This window comes from Yersinia massiliensis CCUG 53443 (genome assembly GCF_000312485.1).
Classification (GTDB): domain Bacteria; phylum Pseudomonadota; class Gammaproteobacteria; order Enterobacterales; family Enterobacteriaceae; genus Yersinia; species Yersinia massiliensis.
Window position 1 is genome coordinate 1,187,864 of the sequence record NZ_HE997643.1, and the last position, 20,529, is coordinate 1,208,392.

Sequence of the window (20,529 nt, forward strand, 5' to 3'; positions counted from 1 at the left end):
GTGCTCCAGTGCTAGTAACGGATTTTCGGATCGATAACGGCATAAAGCACGTCAACAATCGCATTGAATAAAATGGTTAACGCGCCGACCAGTATGGTCAAACTCAGGACCAATGAGTAATCGCGATTTAACGCTCCGTTGACAAACAACTGGCCTATTCCTGGTAAGCCGAAAATGGTTTCGATAACCATTGAACCGGTAATAATACCGACAAACGCAGGCCCCATATAAGACAACACGGGGAGCAATGCCGGTTTTAATGCATGGCGTAGAACAATCGTGCGCAGTGGTAAACCTTTTGCGCGCGCCGTGCGAATAAAGTTGGAATGGAGCACTTCAATCATGGAACCACGGGTGATACGCGCAATACTGGCGATATAAGCCAATGACAACGCCACCATCGGTAAAATAATGAATTTCGGGGCTCCGCCGTTCCATCCCCCACCTGGCAACCATTTCAATATAATGGCGAAAACCAAGACTAATAACGGAGCGACAACAAAACTTGGGATCACCACTCCCGTCATGGCAAAGCCCATAACGGTATAGTCCCACTTAGTATTTTGGTTCAAAGCGGCAATAACACCGGCACTGACTCCCAGCACAACAGCGAGTAGAAATGCAGCAAATCCGAGTTTGGCTGAAACAGGAAACGAGGCTGAGACTAACTCGTTAACGGTATAATCTTTATATTTAAATGAAGGCCCGAGGTCGCCTTGCGCCAACTGCCCCAAATAATTGAAATACTGCTTATAAACTGGGTCGTTGAGGTGATATTTCGCCTCAATATTCGCCATCACTTCGGGTGGAAGATTACGCTCACCGGTAAACGGGCTTCCGGGGGCGAGACGCATCATAAAGAATGAAATCGTTATCAAAATGAATAGTGTCGGGATCGCTTCCAAACAGCGGCGTAGAATAAATTTTAACATTGCCTGTACCTTTAGCCTCTTACTGCGACTTTATATTTCAATGCAATAAGGGCAGCACGCGAGTAAAGCGGCTGCCCTAAATCAATTATTGCTTGATAATATAAAGATCTTTAACGTGCATATTATCCAGTGGATCTTTACCGGTGTAACCACCGACATAAGGCTTCACTAAACGGGCATTCACGTAATAGAACAGTGGGACAATTGCTGAGTCTTTATCCAGCAAGACTTCAGCTTGTTGGTACAAATCAGCACGCTCTTTCTCAGTTTTCACTTTCAGCGTGTCTTGCATCAGCTTATCAAACGCAGGACTCTTATAATGCACAGTGTTGTTGCTGCTGTCAGAAAGCATCATATTCAGGAATGAAGAAGGTTCATTGTAGTCAGCACACCAGCCAGCGCGGGCCACATCGAAATTCCCTTGATGGCGAGTATCCAGGAAGGTTTTCCATTCCTGATTTTCCAACTTAACATCAACACCCAGGTTTTTCTTCCAGATAGACGCGGCAGCAATGGCCAGTTTTTTATGCAAATCAGAGGTGTTGTATAGCAGGTTGAATGTTAACGGCTTGTCTTTGGTATAACCGGCTTCAGCCAGTAACTTCTTAGCGACTTCGTTACGTTTCTCTTGTGACCAGCTAAACCATTCTGGTGGTGCCAGTTCAGCGCCACTGGTGTAAGGAGGAGTGAAACCATAGGCCGGTAAGTCACCTTGGTTTTTCACTTTGTTCACGATGATATCGCGATCCATACCCAATTTCAGTGCTTCACGTACACGAGCATCTGTAAATGGTGCTTTTTGGTTATTGATTTCGTAGTAATAGGTGCACAGGTATGGGTCAACATGAACTTCTTGTGGGATCTCTTTTTTCAACTTCTGGAACAATTCGATCGGCATGTTGTTATACGTCATGTCGATTTCACCGCTGCGGTAGCGGTTAACGTCGGTCACTTCTGAAGAAATAGGTAGATAGGTCACTTGGTTGATAACTGTTTTCGCGTTGTCCCAATAAGTTGGGCTACGTTCTAACACGATACGCTCGTTAACCACCCAATCTTTCAACTTGTATGCGCCATTGCCAACAAAGTTTTGTGGTTGAGTCCATTTGTCCCCAAACTTCTCAACGACAGTTTTATTGACTGGTGACATCGATGGGTGAGCTAATAGTTTGTCCAAATACGGGACGGGTTCGCTCAGTGTTACTTCCAACGTATGATCGTCTAACGCTTTGACACCTAAAGTCTCTGGGGACTGTTTACCCGTAATGATGTCGTCGATATTCGCGATATGTGCATATTGGACATAACTTGCATAAGGAGATACCGTTTTAGGGTCTGCCAAGCGTTGCCAGCTATAAACAAAATCCTGTGCCGTTACAGGGTCACCATTTGACCATTTAGCATCTTTACGAAGATGGAAAGTCCAGACCTTAAAGTCTTTATTATCCCAGCTTTCTGCAACACCCGGCAGAATCTTGCCATTAGGATCGTTAATCACCAACCCTTCTAACAGATCGCGTGAGATATTTGATTCTGGTACACCTTCAATTTTATGCGGGTCCAATGATTGAGGCTCAGAACCATTATTACGGACTAATACTTGTTTCTCAGCCAGTTGTACGCCTGCTGGTACATTAGCTGCGAACGTATTTCCTACAGCCATCATACCTAAAGCAGTGACAATACCTGCGGCTAGGAGATTTTTCTTCGTGATGTTGGTCATGCTTATATCCACTCCAGTTTTTATTTTTGCTTCACCCAGTCAATGGGCAAGCCTCACCTTGAAAGGTATTTTTTAATTACATCGTCCGGGGAACGAATCCGGTAATGTAAGACCCCATATGTATTAGCATCAGGTCAAAATATATACTGTGCTATACATCCCTATTACTCTGTCTATCTATTGAGCGATACGCTTACACTGCCCAATTTCTGACGACTACAACTTACGGATATAAAGATTTTTTAAATCCGTTAAATCTTGCGGATCTTTGCCGGTAAAACCACCCACTGTGGGGCGAATCAGCCGGACACTAACACGGTAATAAACCGGTACCATGGCAGAATCTTTATCCAGCAAATTCTCAGCTTGTTGATACAGTGCGGTACGCTCTTGGGTATCTTTAACCACCAGCGCTTTCGCTAAAATTGCATCAAATTCAGGACTCTTATAGAAGAACGTATTATTGCTGCTATCTGATAACAGCATATTAAGGAAAGCGGTTGGCTCATTGTAGTCACCACACCAAGTCGCTCTGGCAACATCAAACTGGCCTTGGTGACGACTTTCTAGTGAGGTTTTCCATTCTTGGTTTTGCAAGGTGACGGTAGCACCCAGATTTTTTTGCCACATAGAGGCAGCAGCGATGGCTTGCTGTTTATTTTGATCAGATGTGTTGTAGAGCAAATTAAATTTTAGTGGATTTTTTTCATCGAAACCGGCTTCAGCAAGTAGCTTTCTGGCTTCAACATTGCGTTTTTCTTGTGGCCAACTTGCCCATTCTGGTAAAGCAAAATTACCGCCATCAGTGAAGGTTGGGGTGAAGCCATAAGCAGGGATCTGCCCTTGCCCCATAATTTTGGTGGCGATGATGTCACGATCCAACGTTAATTTAATGGCCGCCCTCACTCTCGCGTCTGTAAATGGCGCTCTTTCGTTATTAATTTCGTAATAAAAAGTACAAAGATACGGGCTAACGTGAACCTGCGATGGCAGGTCTTTTTTCATTTTGGCAAACAGATTGGGGGGAATGGCGCTATTGGTGATATCAATTTCACCGCTACGATAGCGGTTAATATCACTCACCTCAGAAGTTATCGGTAAGAAAGTCGCTTTATTAATAACCGTCGCACTGTTATTCCAATACGTAGGGCTGCGTTCGAGCACAACCCGCTCATTAACTACCCAGTCTTTTAGTTTATAAGCACCGTTGCCAACAAAATTCTTTGGTAGAGTCCATTTATCTCCATACTTTTCAATAACGTCGCGCTTAACCGGTTTCATCGAAGTATGAGATAACATGCTAATGAAATAAGGCACCGGCTCGGTCAACGTCACTTGCAATGTTTTCGCGTCTAGTGCCTTAACACCTAACTGCTCGGGTTTTTTGGTGCCCTTTAGGACATCATCAACATTTTCTATTTGGGCATATTGTAAGTAACTGGCGTAAGGTGACCCTATTTTAGGGTCTGCCAAACGTTGCCAGCTATAAACAAAATCTTGTGCTGTGACTGGCGTGCCATCACTCCAAACTGCGTCATCACGTAGGTGGAATGTCCAAACTTTATATCCATCATTATCCCAGTGGGTGGCAACTGCCGGAATAAGATGACCATTGGCATCATTACTCACCAGCCCTTCTAATAGATTGAGAATAATATTTGTTTCAGGGTTACCCTCAACTTTGTGCGGATCTAAAGAAGCAACTTCAGTCCCATTATTGATAGTAATACTTTGATCTATCGCTAAAACTTCACCAGAAGGCACGCTAGCTGCTGATGAAATAGTTGAAAAAGACAAACTTAGAATAGTACTTATTATCGCCAGTGGTCGCTGCTTAAACTTTATTTGCATGTCTAACTGCCCTTTTACGAGATTTGTGATGTTTTTCTCAAGGTTTGTATTAATCTGCTGCACACAACGACTAGCAATAACTATTCCAAAAATAAAAATTTGAGGCTCGGTTTCATTGAATAAGCAAGAAATCTCTCATTACCATGTTGTCCGGAAACTAACAGATGCCTAAATTTGACGCCAATAATTTTTACAGAAATGTTAAGTAATTCTCTTTTCTAAGGGCTGTATAACGATAGTTACTCTCTGTATTTACGCAGTCACTCATAATTAAAATGTTTGTTATCATGATGATAAGTCATAAAGACATTAGTTTTCAGATAAAAAAGAAGTCTTGAAAATCGTTAAAGACACATAAAATTAACATTTTGGCCTTAGCCAGAATAAACACCTACTCATTGGAGTGTAATCACTAATAACATCTAGATAAATTCAGCACAAGCCCCACAGAATGATGTGAGCATTTTAACAACAAATTGTCTGTTTGTTTTCAGCGTAAGGTTGGTATGACGATTATTAAAGACAAACAAATATGCATTAAGCTAAATTATTTTAGCCTAAAGGTTATTCCTGCAATATTTAAGTGCAATAGATTAAAATTAATACACTATTTGCACCAAAAAAGCGCTTATTTATATCAGGATTGAGATGAGATAAACAAAAAGGCCGCAGGTAAATAACCTGCGGCCTTTCATCATAATGCGTGGGAATGTTCTAAAGTAACCCGGGGAAAAGTGCTTTGATTCCAGTGACAATAAACTCAATACCTAATGCCATCAACAGCAAACCCATGATACGTGTTATTACGTTGATGCCCGTTTGCCCTAGCAATCGAACCAATAGCGGCGCGGCACGGAATAACAGCCAACAGCAAAATGCAAACAAGGCAACAGCGACCGTTAATCCTAGTAAATTTTGCCAATTATGATAGCGGGAACTCCAGACAATCGTTGAGCTTATCGCACCTGGGCCTGCCATTAACGGCAATGCTAATGGGACAACACCAATACTCTCTCGCACCGCTGTTTCTGTTTTTTCCTGCTTATTCTGCTTATCCTCGCCGAGCTTACCGCTGATCATTGACATTGCAATGCTGACAACCAGAATCCCGCCCGCAATGCGGAATGAATCAATAGAAATACCAAATACAGTTAGAATTGCATCACCCAAGAACAGGGAGATCCACAAAATAATGGCAACAGAAAGGTTAGCCGTTAAGTTAGTTTTATCCCGGCCCGCCGGTGCTTGATAGCTGGTCATACTGATAAATACCGGCAAAATCCCGACGGGGTTTACCAGTGCAAATAAGCCAACAAAAAACTTGATGTAACCTGAAAGGTCCAACAATGATTGACTCACATATTACTCCACGCAATTGCTAATAAATGCTTCACAGATGAAAAACCATTATAACGAATGCCCCAAACAACACACCTTAATGCCCGTTCGTCGTCATCCTGCGTCGAAAAAGAGACTGACAATGCGCATAAGCTGCCTCGTATAAACCCAGTGTTCAACTGCAGTTCTTTCTACTGAAAATAACCGTTATGACGACACCACGCTCAATATGCGCGCTAATGTAATAGAATTAGCCGTAGGAATCTATGGAATAAACCAGCATTTATACTTGAAATCCAAACACCATCTTAATTGATATGTATTGTTAATTTTCTGTGGTGTTAGTGATATTTAAAGGTCACTAATTATCAGTTAATTCCCCGCAAATGATAATTACTCTCAACAAATAATAGCTGAATGGTGTCAGCTTCACGTTTTTGTGATTTAAATCACGAAAAACATACCTAAGAATAGTTAAGCTCTGGGCAGTGGTACAGAAGAACATCACAAGTTAATTAGGGCTAAAGGTTGAAAAAAGTCGTTTATCCCCTCACCTTTATTACTCGTGAATAAAAGCTCTTTCAGTAAATCAGCGGTAAGAATGAGAAAGTAAGATAATAAAACTGTGTCTATTTGCTCATACAGCTTGCTAGAGCCTGACTATACTAGTTGCTTCAACAGCTCATTTACTAAAAGAGTTTAACATTATCAGGAGAGCATTATGGCTGTAACGAATGTCGCTGAACTTAACGAGCTAGTAGCACGCGTCAAGAAAGCCCAGCGCGAGTATGCCAACTTCACTCAAGAGCAGGTTGATAAAATCTTCCGTGCCGCAGCTTTGGCTGCAGCAGATGCCCGTATTCCTTTAGCCAAATTGGCGGTTGAGGAGTCAGGCATGGGTATTGTGGAAGATAAAGTGATCAAGAACCACTTTGCTTCTGAATATATCTACAATGCTTACAAAGATGAAAAAACTTGTGGCATTTTAGAAGAAGATAAAACCTTCGGTACTATCACTATCGCTGAACCTATCGGTTTGATCTGCGGTATCGTACCAACAACTAACCCAACTTCTACCGCTATCTTCAAGGCGTTAATTAGCCTGAAAACCCGTAACGGTATCGTGTTCTCTCCACATCCACGTGCTAAAGACGCAACCAATAAAGCCGCAGATATCGTGCTTCAAGCCGCTATCGCCGCAGGTGCGCCAGCAGATATTATTGGTTGGATTGATGCACCAACGGTTGAGTTATCTAATCAACTTATGCACCACCCAGACATTAACCTGATTCTGGCCACAGGTGGCCCAGGCATGGTCAAAGCAGCGTATAGCTCTGGTAAACCGGCTATCGGTGTGGGTGCGGGTAACACCCCAGTTGTTGTTGACGAAACAGCGGATATTAAACGTGTTGTTGCTTCTATTCTGATGTCTAAAACCTTTGATAACGGTGTGATTTGTGCTTCAGAGCAGTCCATCATCGTTGTTGATTCGGTTTATGATGCCGTTCGTGAGCGTTTCGCGTCTCACGGTGGTTACCTGTTACAAGGTAAAGAACTGAAAGCTGTTCAAGATATTATTCTGAAAAATGGTGGCCTGAATGCGGCTATCGTTGGTCAACCGGCCCCTAAAATTGCTGAAATGGCAGGTATTAAAGTACCAGCCAACACCAAAATTCTTATCGGTGAAGTTAAAGTTGTTGATGAATCCGAACCTTTCGCTCACGAAAAACTGTCACCTACTTTGGCAATGTATCGTGCGAAGAGCTTCGAAGACGCTGTTGAAAAAGCAGAGAAACTGGTAGAAATGGGCGGTATCGGCCATACATCTTGCCTGTATACAGATCAAGATAACCAACCTGCTCGCGTTAAGTATTTCGGCGACAAAATGAAAACCGCCCGAATTCTGATCAACACCCCTGCCTCTCATGGTGGTATCGGTGACCTGTATAACTTCAAAGTAGCGCCATCTCTGACGCTGGGTTGCGGTTCTTGGGGTGGTAACTCCATCTCTGAAAACGTCGGTCCGAAACACTTGATCAACAAGAAAACTGTGGCTAAGCGAGCAGAAAACATGTTGTGGCATAAACTCCCGAAATCTATTTACTTCCGCCGTGGGTCCCTGCCTATTGCACTGGAAGAAGTGGCAACTGACGGTGCAAAACGTGCCTTCATCGTGACTGACCGCTATCTGTTTAACAACGGATATGCTGACCAAATCACTGGCGTATTGAAATCTCACGGTATCGAAACTGAAGTCTTCTTTGAAGTAGAAGCAGACCCTACCCTGAGCATCGTGCGTAAAGGTGCAGAGCAGATGAACTCCTTCAAACCAGACGTGATTATCGCGCTGGGTGGTGGTTCACCGATGGATGCTGCAAAAATCATGTGGGTCATGTACGAGCATCCAGAAACCCACTTTGAAGAACTGGCACTGCGCTTTATGGATATCCGTAAACGTATTTACAAGTTCCCGAAAATGGGCGTGAAAGCGAAAATGATCGCGGTCACCACCACATCAGGTACGGGTTCAGAAGTGACACCGTTTGCGGTAGTGACAGACGATGCAACAGGTCAGAAATATCCATTGGCTGACTACGCATTGACTCCAGATATGGCAATTGTTGATGCCAATCTAGTTATGAATATGCCTAAGTCACTGTGTGCCTTTGGTGGCCTTGATGCGGTAACCCATGCACTGGAAGCTTATGTTTCTGTGTTGGCGAACGAATACTCTGACGGTCAGGCGCTGCAAGCACTGAAACTGTTGAAAGAATTCTTGCCTGCCAGTTACAACGAAGGGGCTAAAAACCCAGTTGCCCGTGAACGTGTTCACAATGCCGCGACCATTGCAGGTATCGCATTTGCTAACGCCTTCTTGGGTGTCTGTCACTCAATGGCCCACAAACTGGGTTCTGAGTTCCACATTCCGCATGGCTTGGCAAACGCCATGTTGATTTCTAACGTTATCCGCTATAACGCGAATGATAACCCAACTAAGCAGACTGCTTTCAGCCAGTATGACCGCCCACAAGCGCGTCGTCGTTATGCTGAAATTGCAGATCATCTGGGTCTGAGTGCACAGGGCGACCGTACCGCACAAAAAATTCAGAAGCTGTTGACGTGGTTAGATGAAATCAAAGCTGAATTAGGTATTCCTGTTTCAATTCGTGAAGCGGGCGTTCAGGAAGCCGATTTCTTAGCCAAAGTAGACAAACTGTCTGAAGATGCGTTTGATGACCAGTGTACCGGTGCTAACCCACGTTACCCACTGATCTCTGAGCTGAAACAGATCTTGATGGATACTTATTACGGCCGTGAGTTCAGCGAAGAACTTGACCGTGAAGAAGTTGCAGTTGTAGCAGCACCTGCAGCTAAAGCTGAGAAAAAAGCCAAGAAATAATTATCTTAATGAACGAACCCTATTTCCGGATGGGGTGAGTCGCGAAGATATCACCCCCACAGGCTATTGCCTTGTGGGGGTTTCTTTTTAAAAAATGTTTGTGATAGTCTCAAGCTGAACTCTTCCTCCTACTCCTTTAGTCTTCGCTATAAGCCCACGAAGCAAGGCTCACAGAGCTAATTTCACTCGGCCTTATAGGTAACTCAACGTGGTTTATATCGTGACGATAACGCGCGTCTAAGCGAGCCTGACAGGCCTTATATTTAGGCGTAGCTATTGAACAAGAGAAAGATTTAAAGATTGAGTGATATGCAAAAAAACGAGAGTGACTATGACAATCGAAGAATAAAACTAGGATGGAGCGTTATCACCCAGCGCCATATCTTGGTTGGCGTTGTATTGCCTGATATGACACGAATACGATAGAAGCTAAGTTACCCCACAATTTCAAAGATGAATCCTGTGAGGCATCTTATAGCAATGATTTAGCGCTTAGCGATAATGCTAGAGGCAAGCTGCTTTAATGGCTTCTTTATAATGCCGCCGGCAAACTGAGACATAACTTTCATTGCCACCAATAACAATTTGCTCACCGTCATGCACTGCTCTGCCCTGTTCATCCAACCGCAGCACCATGTTTGCTTTGCGACCGCAGTGACAAATAGTTTTTAACTCAACCAATTTGTCGGCCCACGATAGCAAATACTTGCTGCCAGGAAATAGCTCACCGAGAAAATCAGTACGTAGTCCATAACACAGAACAGGAATGTGTAAATCATCCACCACTTGGCACAATTCTTGGACTTGTTCTTTGGTCAGGAATTGGCATTCATCAAGTAAAATACAGTGAACAGGTTTTTCCTGGTGCTCAGTAGCGATAATAGAGAATAAAGATGTACTGTGATTATAGAGCAAAGCCTGCGAGGATAGTCCTATACGTGAACTGACGGTCCCAACACCGAAGCGGCTATCTATCTCAGCCGTAAATACTAAGGTACGCATACCTCGTTCTTGGTAGTTATAAGAAGACTGTAACAGCGCCGTAGACTTTCCTGCATTCATTGCAGAGTAATAAAAATAAAGTTGAGCCATGGGCTCGTCGCTCCAGTGGTTTAATAAATAGTCAGAATGACAACATGCATGCAGTTTATCATAAATTCTGACTTTATGCGGTGTTGGCTATCTTACGCTATATTACTGTTTTCTTTATTAAGTAATGATAACGTTAATGAAATCGGTAACACTTTCATTTGAAGCTAATCGCTATTATTAGGTAGATTACATGAGCAATTTCACAATATTGATGTAGAAAAAGTATGCTGAGTGAGCATTAACCAGATTAGTGAAGGTAAGAATCCGTTAAGCTGGATATGCAGACCGCACGATTGGTTCATTAATGATACAAGTAATGTGCTCCCCTCATTAATTCGTAAAATAGTGATAACAAATATTCTCAGAATCTGACAAATCCAACACGGCTTGCTTTTTTCTTACTGAATCTTTTGTTGCACCCTATATCAATATCCCGTTTTTCTGCGCGAACCATTATTGTACATACCTGCATAGATACAGGGCATTCTTGCTTTATTGATATAAAGCAAACTTATAACTTAGTGAGAAAATCATGTTCTCGTGTAGGGTCATTATCGAACAGAATGAACTTTTGCCTTAAAAAAACACGGCAAATAACAAAACGCCATCGCTTATTAGTAGCAAGCAGCAACTTTTCGTGAATAAAATACGTAAATTCTAGGATGCGAATCAAATTGGCTATTGCAGAAATTAAAATAGCACTCTATTATTATCCAGACGCCCCCCCACCAATTATAATTTGAGACCAGGACAATGAGCGAAGCGTTAAAGATTCTTAACAACATCCGTACTCTACGTGCTCAAGCACGCGAATGCACTCTTGAAACTTTAGAAGAAATGCTGGAGAAACTTGAAGTGGTCGTTAATGAACGCCGCGAAGAAGATTCTCAAGTACAAGCTGAGATTGAAGAACGCGAACGTAAATTGAGCCAATACCGTGAAATGCTTATTGCTGACGGCATTGACCCAAATGAACTGCTGCAAACTATGAGTGCAACTAAAGCTACTACTAAAGCTAAGCGTGCTGCACGCCCTGCTAAATATAAGTATGTAGATGAAAATGGCGAAACGAAAACCTGGACAGGCCAAGGCCGTACTCCAGCTGTGATTAAGAAAGCCATTGAAGAAGAAGGTAAATCACTGGATGATTTCCTGCTGTAATAGTATTCGTTTATCGACTATTGCGATAAAAAAACCCTCTGATAATACGGAGGGTTTTTTTTATCGTTCATGTATATATCACCTCGCATTGTTTAACACTCGTGATGTCAAAGATGAATTTACATACATTCGATAAGTCACTGGTGCCACAAACCTATTGATACTGATAAATAACTCTATGTTATCATTCCGTTTATAACGCTATAAGAATACTCTGTTAATTCTAAGTATCACAATAATCAGTGTGATCATGGTAAGAAGACCCCCCGTCATCTTACGATATAAAGCAATATTGTTTGTCGCGAGTAAGTCGCGTATGTCAGCGTTGAGTACAAAAAATACATTTTATCTTGTACCCAACACATCACCCTCTAACAATTACTTCACTTGATTAATCGAATCACCGCGTCCAATGCCGTAATAAGTGAAGCCTCGAGTATTTAAACGCTCAGGATCGTACAAATTACGTCCATCAAATATAACCGGTTGTTTTAATCTAGATTTGATAACATCAAAGTCAGGTGCTCTAAAATTTTGCCATTCAGTGCAAATTATCAATGCATCAGCCCCTTGTAGTGCCGACTCCTTTGTCCCCATTAATTTTAGGTCATCCCTCGCGCCATAAATACGCTGAGCTTCATCCATTGCTTCGGGATCATAAGCCTGAATAATCGCACCACCGCGCCATAATGCTTCCATTAAAATTCGACTAGGCGCCTCTCGCATATCGTCTGTATTGGGTTTGAATGCTAGTCCCCAAAGTGCGAATGTTTTGCCTGTAATCTGTGAATGAAAATGGTGTTGAATAAATTCTGTTAACTTATACTTCTGTTCGTTATTGATTTTCTCGACTGCCTGCAAGAGTTGCGGCTGATAATCGCAGCTTTCGGCCGATCTAATTAATGCCTGGATGTCTTTCGGAAAACAGGAACCACCATAGCCGCAACCTGAATAAATGAAGTGATAACCAATGCGCGAATCAGAACCAATACCTTGTCGTACTTTTTCAACATCAGCTCCGAGTCTTTCCGCAATATTAGCGATCTCATTCATAAAACTAATTTTTGTCGCCAACATCGCGTTCGCTGCATATTTGGTCAGTTCTGCACTGCGAATATCCATGATAAGCATGCGATCATGATTTCGGTTAAAAGGCTCGTATAGCTCACTAATTAAGTCAATTACACCGTTGTCATGAGTATCAATGCCAATAACAATACGTTCAGGCCGTTTGCAATCAGCAACTGCAGCACCCTCTTTTAGAAATTCTGGGTTTGAAACCACATTAAATGCTATATCTAAACCTCGCTGCTGCAGAACAGTTTTTATCTTTTGTTGCACTCTATCCGCCGTCCCTACAGGGACCGTAGACTTATCAATGATCACTTTAGGTGCATCCATATATTTCGCTATGGTGTCAGCAACTTCCAGCACATATTTAAGATCAGCGGCACCATCCTCATCAGGAGGTGTACCAACAGCAATAAATTGAATGCAACCATGTGCAACACCCGCCTGCGCATCGGTTGAAAATCGAAGTCTCCCTTCCTCATAATTTTCTTTTACCAAAGGTGCAAGACCAGGCTCAAATATAGCAATACGGCCTTTTTGCAAGTCAGCAACCTTGTTTTCATCAACATCAATGCAAAGGACATCGTGACCAACTTCCGCAAGCACTGCAGCCTGAACAAGTCCTACATAGCCAATACCAAAAACCGTCACTTTCATTCGTTCAATCCTTCCATTGCAATTCAATAAGGGCATACATGCAGCCATTATCAGGAACTAACCTTAAGTTAACCTGAGGCGACATAACCTTATTGGTAGAGAATAATAAAATCTGGGTGGAAATTTTCAGACATAAGTAAGGAAGGAAGTATATCAATCGATATTTAACGCATCTCGACCGTACACATTGATTGATACAAATTAGGCTATTTTCGGAATTTCGTTATACAACCATTTATATTCAGAGAGGAAATTCAACGCATGGACGGAATAAATTAAATGTAGGAATTAGTTATCGCGTAACAAATATAGCATTTGAACTACTCATCTGCTGAAAGCATCAACCTTAAACGGCTCCCGCCCCCCCATACTTGACACTGCCATGCGTCACAGCGCTGACTTATTTGGTTTAAGTGTGCCGTTTTTAGCGTCCCTAGTGGTACGCCATTACTGAGTTGAACCTGATTTTTCCCCGCACTCACGTTTGCATGCAGACCAGCTGATACCAAAATTAAATTTTTGTATTCCACATGGTAGTAGCCAACAAGTAATGGAAATTGCCCATCCAGATGGGTACGTCTCAGCAGTTGATTAACCTGTTTGAGCAAGGATGACATTTGCGGTAGGCGTTGCTGTTGATGCGACAAATGTTCCTGTAGTATTCCGTTAAACAACACCCGCAGTAGCAAAGCAGCCAAAACACCGTTATCTCCAGCTCGGGTCACATCAAGACAATAAAATGCCAAATCTTTATCTGAAAGAGCAGCGATATCGAGTACAAGCCCTGGCTGTTCAACCATTGTCAGTTGACGATAATTTATACGGCAATTGGCGATAGTCTGTTGAGCGGGTGGCTGTAATTGTTTTAGTAACTGCGCTGCATCATAAGGATTTTTGCGCAGAGCTTCCCAGTCCTGGATAAGTTCTGTCTCTTCAATAGCATGAGAGGTGAATAGCACGGGATAAAGACAGGCCAAAACAGCCTCACGTAGTCGATTCAAATCGACGATTGGCTTCAAAAGGACGTCTTTTACGCCAAGACGTAAAACTGTTGCGATATCAGTCATTTTATCGGTGGCGGATATTACCAATACTGGGATCTTTATCCCTTGAATGAGTAGTCGTTCAACAAACTCGATCCCCCCCATTTTAGGCATAGCAAGATCGCAAAGTATCAGATCCGGAGACTGGACTTTAAGTTGCTCTAATGCCTTTAGCCCATTTTCCGCCTGATAAACGGTCGCCCCCAGTGAACAGAGGAATCCTGCGATGACAGAACGGAAAACCGTTTCATCTTCGACAACTAGAATAGTTTTACCTGCTAGTGGTTTTTCCATGTACTGCTTCTCTTGCTAATCTTATGTGTAATAGTGGCTCAAAATAGCTATTTGCGCTTGTCAGAAATTGTCACGCCTACTTCGCTTTTCTAGTATGTGTATGCTGCTACATATCGATGCCTGCACTACCGGACTAAATGGCGTAGCTGCTCAAACTTGTTCTCCGCGGCCGTTTTACCCGCTGAAATCGCCTCATCTGCGCGATGGAAATCTAGCATTGAAATCTGCGGGCAATAAGGTTGGATCAGCACATCAGGAGGGTCCCCTGCCATACGATTGCGTTTTAGCCTGTTTTCCAAAACCTGAATAGATGTAGACATGATTTCCATGGCGCTAGGAATGGTCTTAGGCGTGTTGATCGAGAAATTGGCGATGTGTGTTTTCAGGCGTTGCTGCCAGTTTACTGGTATATCCAAAGGCTTATTTTCAGCGGAAGATTGCGAAGTGAATAAGTCTTGTTGAACAAGATGTGCATCATGTTGTAAATCGACGGCAATCACGATGTCTGCGCCCAAAGCCCTAGCTAAAGAAATAGGAACAGGATTAACGACCGCGCCATCGACTAACCAATAACCACCAAACTGCACCGGAGCAAATAACCCCGGCATGCTGCAAGATGCTCTAATGGCTTGCTTGATGTCCCCTTCTGTAAGCCATAATTCGCGACCCGTTGTTAAATTTGTAACAACCGAACCAAATGGCAACTTACACTCAGCGATGGCTTGGGTATTGATGATTTCGTTTACAGCATTGAACACTCGTTCTCCGCGAAGTAATCCTCCGCGGCGCCAGGAAAAATCCATCAACCGAATGACATCCCAATATTTAAATGAACGGACCCAACGTTCAATATCGTCCAAGTGGTCTGTAGCATAAGCGGCACCGACTAGCGCCCCCACAGAACAACCCGCGACAATATCAATCTTGACGCCCATATCATTAAGCGCGTTGATCACGCCTATGTGCGCCCAACCTTTTGCAGCGCCAGCCCCTAGTGCCAGTCCAACCTTGATTTTTCTCATTTTATTTCGTCCATTTTAATCAGTTTGGCACTTTATTTATTAGCTTAAACAATCGGGTATTAGGAACCTCGCTAACAAAACGACAGAGCCTACAAATTAGTAAGCAGTGACCTAGTTGTCACTCAGATGAAAAGTGTATATTTCTCAATCTAAGTGATCGTATTTGTTATAGAACTATAGTGAATATTTATCGCTCTGGAAGATTGAAACAAATAGTTTACACTTCATTACTAACATATAGCTTAAAAACAGTTGGACATACCGTGAATGTTGAAATATGCCAAACCGATCTGTTTAATCCTGAAGTTATTGCACTCATTGCTCAATTAGATGCGTACCAAGATGTACTCTATCCGGTTGAAAGTAATCATGCTGTATCGATTGAGAGTATGCGTTTAGTAAGAACATTTGCTTACATTGCTAAATTAGAGGGAAAGGCCGTTGGCTGCGCGATTCTTTTTTTGCCTAATACTCTATTCCCCGAGATTAAGCGCGTTTTTGTTTCTCCTGAACATCGAGGTTATGGAATAGCAACAATACTAATAACCTCGATTATCAATAGATCCAATGTACTGGACATCAGTTAAATATTTTTAGAAACAGGAGCTTACCAACCTGATGCAATACGATCGTACCGGCGTTTGGGATTCGAGGTTACATCTGCATTTGGGGACTACCAGCATGACGCCTCAAGTATTTATATGATGAAGTCTTTGGGAGAGGTGAGTTGATAGAATGGTGAAATGAAGAACAGACGTTATTTTAACATAAGTTGTTTGAATTTATTATTCGAGGATTTAATATAAGTAGTGCTTAAAAATCTACTTAATCAGAATAACAATTGAGACTAATCCTAAAAATATGCATTGTAGAAAATAATATGAAATCCGATAAATTGAATTGCTCATTTCTATCGAATTTCATAGTTCGTTCTAAGTCGCTATAGTACCATCTGCGATAAATGAAAATAGCGACAGAACATTATGATGACTTACAGGTGATTAATAAAATAATTACCCGTTGATAGTGCCAAATGAAACACTCATTTTTTCAAACATTGCGATGACTTTATTGATCAATTTCATGGGTAGCTCCAGTAAATATCATTATTTTTATGTGATATACATCACGGTTATTAAGTTACGCCATAATGAAACAACGGTCAAGTATTTTTGTGATGCGAGTCACAAAACTTATTGGCATCGCAAGACAACAAAAATGATCAACTTTGAACCCCATCGCACGATTAGGTAAGATACCCCCCAAATCTACATAGTTTTTTGTCAATCGACGTTTGAACGTATTTGCTGTTCAACCAAGAGGCGACATGATTAATAGTTTCGGAGAAATTTTGTCAGAACAGTGTCCATGCGGTAGCACCATTGAATACACAAAATGCTGTGAGCCCTATCATTTAGCTACGCAGGTCGCGGCTTCCCCTGCGATTCTTATGCGTTCACGTTATAGTGCCTATGCCAAAAAGAATGTGGATTATCTGATTAAAACATGGCATCCGGATTGTAATGCGCAAGCATGGCGTGCGGGAATTGAGCAAAGCTTTGCCAATACGTTATGGCACCGATTGATCGTCATTACCGAAACCACTGGTAGTCATCAAGATGAAGGCTTTGTCGAGTTTATTGCCCATTTTACCGATGACAATAAAACTCAACGCAGCGTGATGCATGAACGTTCTCGCTTTCTTCGAATTGAAAAAAACTGGTATTATGTCGACGGCGTGCGGCCTTCCGTGGGAAGAAACGATACATGCCCTTGCGGTTCAGGGACAAAATATAAGAAATGCTGCGGACAGAATTAATAATTTTGCTTTATGACTTCCGCAATTTCAAAAACTAAACTTACACAACATCAAGTAATGTTAAGACAGGATTTAGCACCTTATGCCACACCAGAACGTACAAAAGAAAGTGTTACGCACTATTTGCCCTGATGCCAAAGGCTTAATCGCTAAAATCACCAATATTTGTTACAAGCACCAACTGAATATTGTTCAGAATAACGAATTCGTTGATCATTTGACGGGCCGTTTTTTCATGCGGACAGAATTAGAAGGTATTTTTAACGATACCACGCTGCTGGCAGATTTGGATGATGCGTTACCAGAAGGCACTAACCGTGAGTTGCATACTGCAGGGCGGCGTCGGATTGTCATCATGGTGACAAAGGAAGCGCATTGTCTCGGCGACCTATTGATGAAAAGTGCCTATGGCGGCTTGGATGTTGAAATTGCAGCAGTAATTGGAAACCACGATGCTCTGCAGAACTTAGTTGAACGTTTTGATATCCCCTTCCACTTAATCAGTCATGAAGGCTTAACTCGCGATCAACATGATCAACGCTTAATTGAAAAAATTGAACAATATCAGCCAGACTACGTGGTTCTCGCTAAATATATGCGTGTGCTCACGCCAGCCTTTGTGCAACGTTTCCCGTATCAGATTATTAATATCCATCACTCATTCTTGCCTGCATTTATTGGCGCACGACCTTACCATCAAGCCTATGAGCGGGGCGTAAAGATCATTGGCGCCACTGCGCACTATGTCAATGATAGTTTAGATGAAGGTCCAATCATCATGCAGGACGTGATTCATGTTGATCACTCGTATACTGCTGAAGATATGATGCGAGCGGGCCGAGATGTTGAAAAAAATGTGCTTAGTCGCGCTTTGTATCGTGTTTTAGCGCAACGCGTTTTTGTGTACGGTAACCGCACTGTGATTTTGTAAGTAGTGGCAAATAAGATTTTTTTGTCCAGATATCCATCTACAAGGACAAAAAAACATCTAATGAATTATTTTTTTCATTTCAAGTCTTTACAGGGGCGCTTCATTTGATATGATGCGCCCCGCTTACCAAGAGAGCATTGTTAAGTGTGTTAGGCCAGTGGTGGGGTTCCCGAGCGGCCAAAGGGAGCAGACTGTAAATCTGCCGTCATCGACTTCGAAGGTTCGAATCCTTCCCCCACCACCATATTTAACCTCGAGTACGCAGCTGACTGAATATCGGGATTTGATATAAGCACTTGAGGGGAAGGTGAAAACCTTCGACAAGGTTCGAGCCGAGTGCAACGAGACAACAACGCATCGCGTTGGCCCGAAGGGTGAGGAACGGAGTGACGAATTATCCTTTCCCCACCACCATTTATTACATATTAGTGTTTCAGCATTAGGTTAGGCCATTTTTAGTAAAAACCACAAAATCAGTGGTGGGGTTCCCGAGCGGCCAAAGGGAGCAGACTGTAAATCTGCCGTCATCGACTTCGAAGGTTCGAATCCTTCCCCCACCACCATCTCTACAAATTCCTCATGCAATCAGCAAACATTTAACTCAAAAATAGCTTCGTTCTGGGGAAGGTAAGAACCTTCGACAAGGTTCGAGCCGAGCGTAGCACCTCAGTATGGATTTATTTATCCATATACTTTTACGCTTGACGGTTAAATTAAGGTAATACTCAGAAAAATATAGCTACCGCTAAATAGCTTTATACTAAACAACGTCGCACCATAGAAAACCAGATAAGTTTAGTCCAACGTTTGGATGTAATCAATTAGTCTATTCAATACACTAGAATGCGAACGTGACTTATAAAAATATAGCTTACTCCCATGATTTAAACTCGAAAAATTTATAAATTCCAGTTCAGACTTACCAGTAAAATTATCCATTATGGAATCGGTAATACAGATATATCGTCCAGAATAGATAAAGCTCAAACAACATGCTAAATTATCCACCAACCTAACGCTAACTTTACCATGTTGTTTTTTAACGGATTCTTCAAGATTTTTAACGAATTGGCTTCTATAGACGATAGGATTACACAGCCAAATATTATTGTGTAGAATATTTAATACATCTTGGCTTTCATTCGAAATCCCTTTCCTGCCATAAATGCCAAACCCACTATCGGGAACCTCATTCAGCAATACAAACCTATCGCTAGATATAATTTCCGATGATAAAATCAATGAATTTCCATCATAATCGCCTATATCATCTATGCTTTCATAATAGAATTTAATTATATTGGCTTGAATGTTGTTTTTTTCTGCCATTAAATATATCTTTGTCAAACTTTCACTTTTACCCCAGTCGTAATAAATATTAATAATATTGGATACATGGCCAGTAAGATGTTTTTTGGTTATCTCTTTCTCCTGCTGATACAGATCTTTTAGATCATTATATAAAACCTCGCCATCCCTAGTTAAACTCATACCAAACTTCTCCCGCTTAAATAACTTTTTCCCGATAATATATTCAAAGTCTTTGATTGATTTTGCCACAGGCGGTGTTGTTCTATTCATCACCCTGGCAGCCTTACTCAACGAGCCATTTTCAACCACCGCCATAAAGGCTTCTAGCTTTCTAGATAGAAACATAATTCACTAGTCCTTTGAGTAAAAATCCACAGAAATAAATATGCATTGCTACATTCTTGCTATTAGTCATAAACATAATTAGGCATTGAATGAATTTTATATATGAGTTTTATATTTAATAACTACAATATAAATGTTTACTGCATAGAAACTAACCATGCGAACATACTTCACAGCGATATATATTGGTGATTCTTTATATATTGACACCTTAGTATTACCTCTATTTCTAACAGACAAATGAGCGTAGTTCCATGATTTATAATCATTATATTTTGTTTGTCATGTTATAAAATCAATTGGTACGACTGAATGTACAATTTTAAAAGACGCCTTGGAAAGATACATACATCACACTATAAAGCATTAATTATCATCATCATAAAAGATAGATAACAATTCATATCAATTTATGAAATCGTACAAAATTAATTAACAAATAGATATATAAGTCATCATTTAAATAAACAGCTTAATATCGCCACCCATTATGCCATTCACTTCCTTTCTAATTACATTCAAATTACATTAATACAATT

Annotated in this window: 14 protein-coding genes, 2 tRNA genes and 1 other RNA gene; 8 read left to right on the forward strand and 9 right to left on the reverse strand. The window is 41.6% G+C overall.

Annotated elements, in window-relative coordinates:
* Positions 1-11: 11 nt before the first annotated feature.
* The 4 genes from oppB to BN68_RS05320 all read right to left on the reverse strand — a co-directional run bounded on the left by oppB (position 12) and on the right by BN68_RS05320 (position 5,865).
* Complete coding sequence (gene oppB / locus BN68_RS05305) at positions 12-932, reverse strand: oligopeptide ABC transporter permease OppB (protein WP_004875191.1); 921 nt, start codon at positions 930-932, stop codon at positions 12-14.
* Positions 933-1,017: 85 nt separating this feature from the next.
* The gene (oppA, locus tag BN68_RS05310) at positions 1,018-2,655 is read right to left on the reverse strand and encodes an oligopeptide ABC transporter substrate-binding protein OppA (protein ID WP_019210124.1); all 1,638 of its coding nucleotides are present in this window, start codon (positions 2,653-2,655) and stop codon (positions 1,018-1,020) included.
* 216 nt (positions 2,656-2,871) lie between these two features.
* Complete coding sequence (locus tag BN68_RS05315) at positions 2,872-4,506, reverse strand: ABC transporter substrate-binding protein (RefSeq protein WP_042806405.1); 1,635 nt, start codon at positions 4,504-4,506, stop codon at positions 2,872-2,874.
* Between the two features lie 714 nt (positions 4,507-5,220).
* On the reverse strand, positions 5,221-5,865 hold the full coding sequence (locus tag BN68_RS05320) for a YchE family NAAT transporter (RefSeq protein ID WP_019210126.1): 645 nt from the start codon (positions 5,863-5,865) through the stop codon (positions 5,221-5,223).
* 700 nt (positions 5,866-6,565) lie between these two features.
* Here BN68_RS05320 and adhE point away from each other — a divergent pair.
* Complete coding sequence (gene adhE, locus BN68_RS05325; RefSeq protein WP_019210127.1) at positions 6,566-9,244, forward strand: bifunctional acetaldehyde-CoA/alcohol dehydrogenase; 2,679 nt, start codon at positions 6,566-6,568, stop codon at positions 9,242-9,244.
* A 504-nt stretch (positions 9,245-9,748) separates the two neighbouring features.
* Here adhE and BN68_RS05330 read toward each other — a convergent pair.
* Entirely contained in the window at positions 9,749-10,336 is a 588-nt protein-coding gene (locus BN68_RS05330) for a thymidine kinase (RefSeq protein ID WP_019210128.1), read from the reverse strand.
* Positions 10,337-11,089: 753 nt separating this feature from the next.
* On the opposite strand from BN68_RS05330, the gene hns reads away from it, so the two are divergent.
* Positions 11,090-11,497 carry a histone-like nucleoid-structuring protein H-NS gene (hns, locus tag BN68_RS05340; protein WP_019210129.1) on the forward strand — a complete coding sequence of 136 codons (408 nt, stop codon included), beginning with the start codon at positions 11,090-11,092 and terminating at the stop codon, positions 11,495-11,497.
* 378 nt (positions 11,498-11,875) lie between these two features.
* Here the strand turns inward: hns and BN68_RS05345 are convergent, their stop codons facing one another.
* The 3 genes from BN68_RS05345 to rssA all read right to left on the reverse strand — a co-directional run bounded on the left by BN68_RS05345 (position 11,876) and on the right by rssA (position 15,584).
* Entirely contained in the window at positions 11,876-13,225 is a 1,350-nt protein-coding gene (locus tag BN68_RS05345) for a UDP-glucose dehydrogenase family protein (RefSeq protein WP_019210130.1), read from the reverse strand.
* A gap of 320 nt (positions 13,226-13,545) precedes the next feature.
* Positions 13,546-14,562 carry a two-component system response regulator RssB gene (gene rssB, locus BN68_RS05350; protein WP_019210131.1) on the reverse strand — a complete coding sequence of 339 codons (1,017 nt, stop codon included), beginning with the start codon at positions 14,560-14,562 and terminating at the stop codon, positions 13,546-13,548.
* Positions 14,563-14,687: 125 nt separating this feature from the next.
* On the reverse strand, positions 14,688-15,584 hold the full coding sequence (gene rssA, locus BN68_RS05355) for a patatin-like phospholipase RssA (protein WP_019210132.1): 897 nt from the start codon (positions 15,582-15,584) through the stop codon (positions 14,688-14,690).
* Positions 15,585-15,847: 263 nt separating this feature from the next.
* Here rssA and BN68_RS05360 point away from each other — a divergent pair, with 263 nt between their 5' ends.
* The 6 genes from BN68_RS05360 to BN68_RS05380 all read left to right on the forward strand — a co-directional run bounded on the left by BN68_RS05360 (position 15,848) and on the right by BN68_RS05380 (position 18,897).
* Positions 15,848-16,171 carry a GNAT family N-acetyltransferase gene (locus BN68_RS05360; protein ID WP_019210133.1) on the forward strand — a complete coding sequence of 108 codons (324 nt, stop codon included), beginning with the start codon at positions 15,848-15,850 and terminating at the stop codon, positions 16,169-16,171.
* A gap of 764 nt (positions 16,172-16,935) precedes the next feature.
* Positions 16,936-17,403 (forward strand): YchJ family protein, encoded by a 468-nt coding sequence (locus BN68_RS05365; protein ID WP_042806531.1) that lies wholly within the window; start codon positions 16,936-16,938, stop codon positions 17,401-17,403.
* 82 nt (positions 17,404-17,485) lie between these two features.
* Positions 17,486-18,334 carry a formyltetrahydrofolate deformylase gene (purU, locus tag BN68_RS05370; protein ID WP_019210135.1) on the forward strand — a complete coding sequence of 283 codons (849 nt, stop codon included), beginning with the start codon at positions 17,486-17,488 and terminating at the stop codon, positions 18,332-18,334.
* Positions 18,335-18,493: 159 nt separating this feature from the next.
* Positions 18,494-18,578 (forward strand) — tRNA-Tyr (locus BN68_RS05375).
* Between the two features lie 43 nt (positions 18,579-18,621).
* A non-coding RNA gene (locus BN68_RS23185) (RtT sRNA) lies at positions 18,622-18,748 on the forward strand.
* A 64-nt stretch (positions 18,749-18,812) separates the two neighbouring features.
* Positions 18,813-18,897, forward strand: a tRNA-Tyr gene (locus BN68_RS05380).
* A 232-nt stretch (positions 18,898-19,129) separates the two neighbouring features.
* On the opposite strand, the gene BN68_RS05385 is transcribed toward BN68_RS05380, so the two are convergent.
* Positions 19,130-19,990 carry a LysR family transcriptional regulator gene (locus tag BN68_RS05385; protein ID WP_019210136.1) on the reverse strand — a complete coding sequence of 287 codons (861 nt, stop codon included), beginning with the start codon at positions 19,988-19,990 and terminating at the stop codon, positions 19,130-19,132.
* Positions 19,991-20,529 lie beyond the last annotated feature (539 nt).

Coding starts and splice junctions, on each gene's coding strand:
- purU (WP_019210135.1), top strand. CDS start 17,486: ATGCCACACCAGAACGTACAAAAGAAAGTGTTACGCACTATTTGCCCT.
- rssB (WP_019210131.1), bottom strand. CDS start 14,562: ATGGAAAAACCACTAGCAGGTAAAACTATTCTAGTTGTCGAAGATGAA.
- BN68_RS05385 (WP_019210136.1), bottom strand. CDS start 19,990: ATGTTTCTATCTAGAAAGCTAGAAGCCTTTATGGCGGTGGTTGAAAAT.
- BN68_RS05345 (WP_019210130.1), bottom strand. CDS start 13,225: ATGAAAGTGACGGTTTTTGGTATTGGCTATGTAGGACTTGTTCAGGCT.
- oppA (WP_019210124.1), bottom strand. CDS start 2,655: ATGACCAACATCACGAAGAAAAATCTCCTAGCCGCAGGTATTGTCACT.
- BN68_RS05315 (WP_042806405.1), bottom strand. CDS start 4,506: ATGCAAATAAAGTTTAAGCAGCGACCACTGGCGATAATAAGTACTATT.
- adhE (WP_019210127.1), top strand. CDS start 6,566: ATGGCTGTAACGAATGTCGCTGAACTTAACGAGCTAGTAGCACGCGTC.
- hns (WP_019210129.1), top strand. CDS start 11,090: ATGAGCGAAGCGTTAAAGATTCTTAACAACATCCGTACTCTACGTGCT.
- rssA (WP_019210132.1), bottom strand. CDS start 15,584: ATGAGAAAAATCAAGGTTGGACTGGCACTAGGGGCTGGCGCTGCAAAA.
- BN68_RS05330 (WP_019210128.1), bottom strand. CDS start 10,336: ATGGCTCAACTTTATTTTTATTACTCTGCAATGAATGCAGGAAAGTCT.
- oppB (WP_004875191.1), bottom strand. CDS start 932: ATGTTAAAATTTATTCTACGCCGCTGTTTGGAAGCGATCCCGACACTA.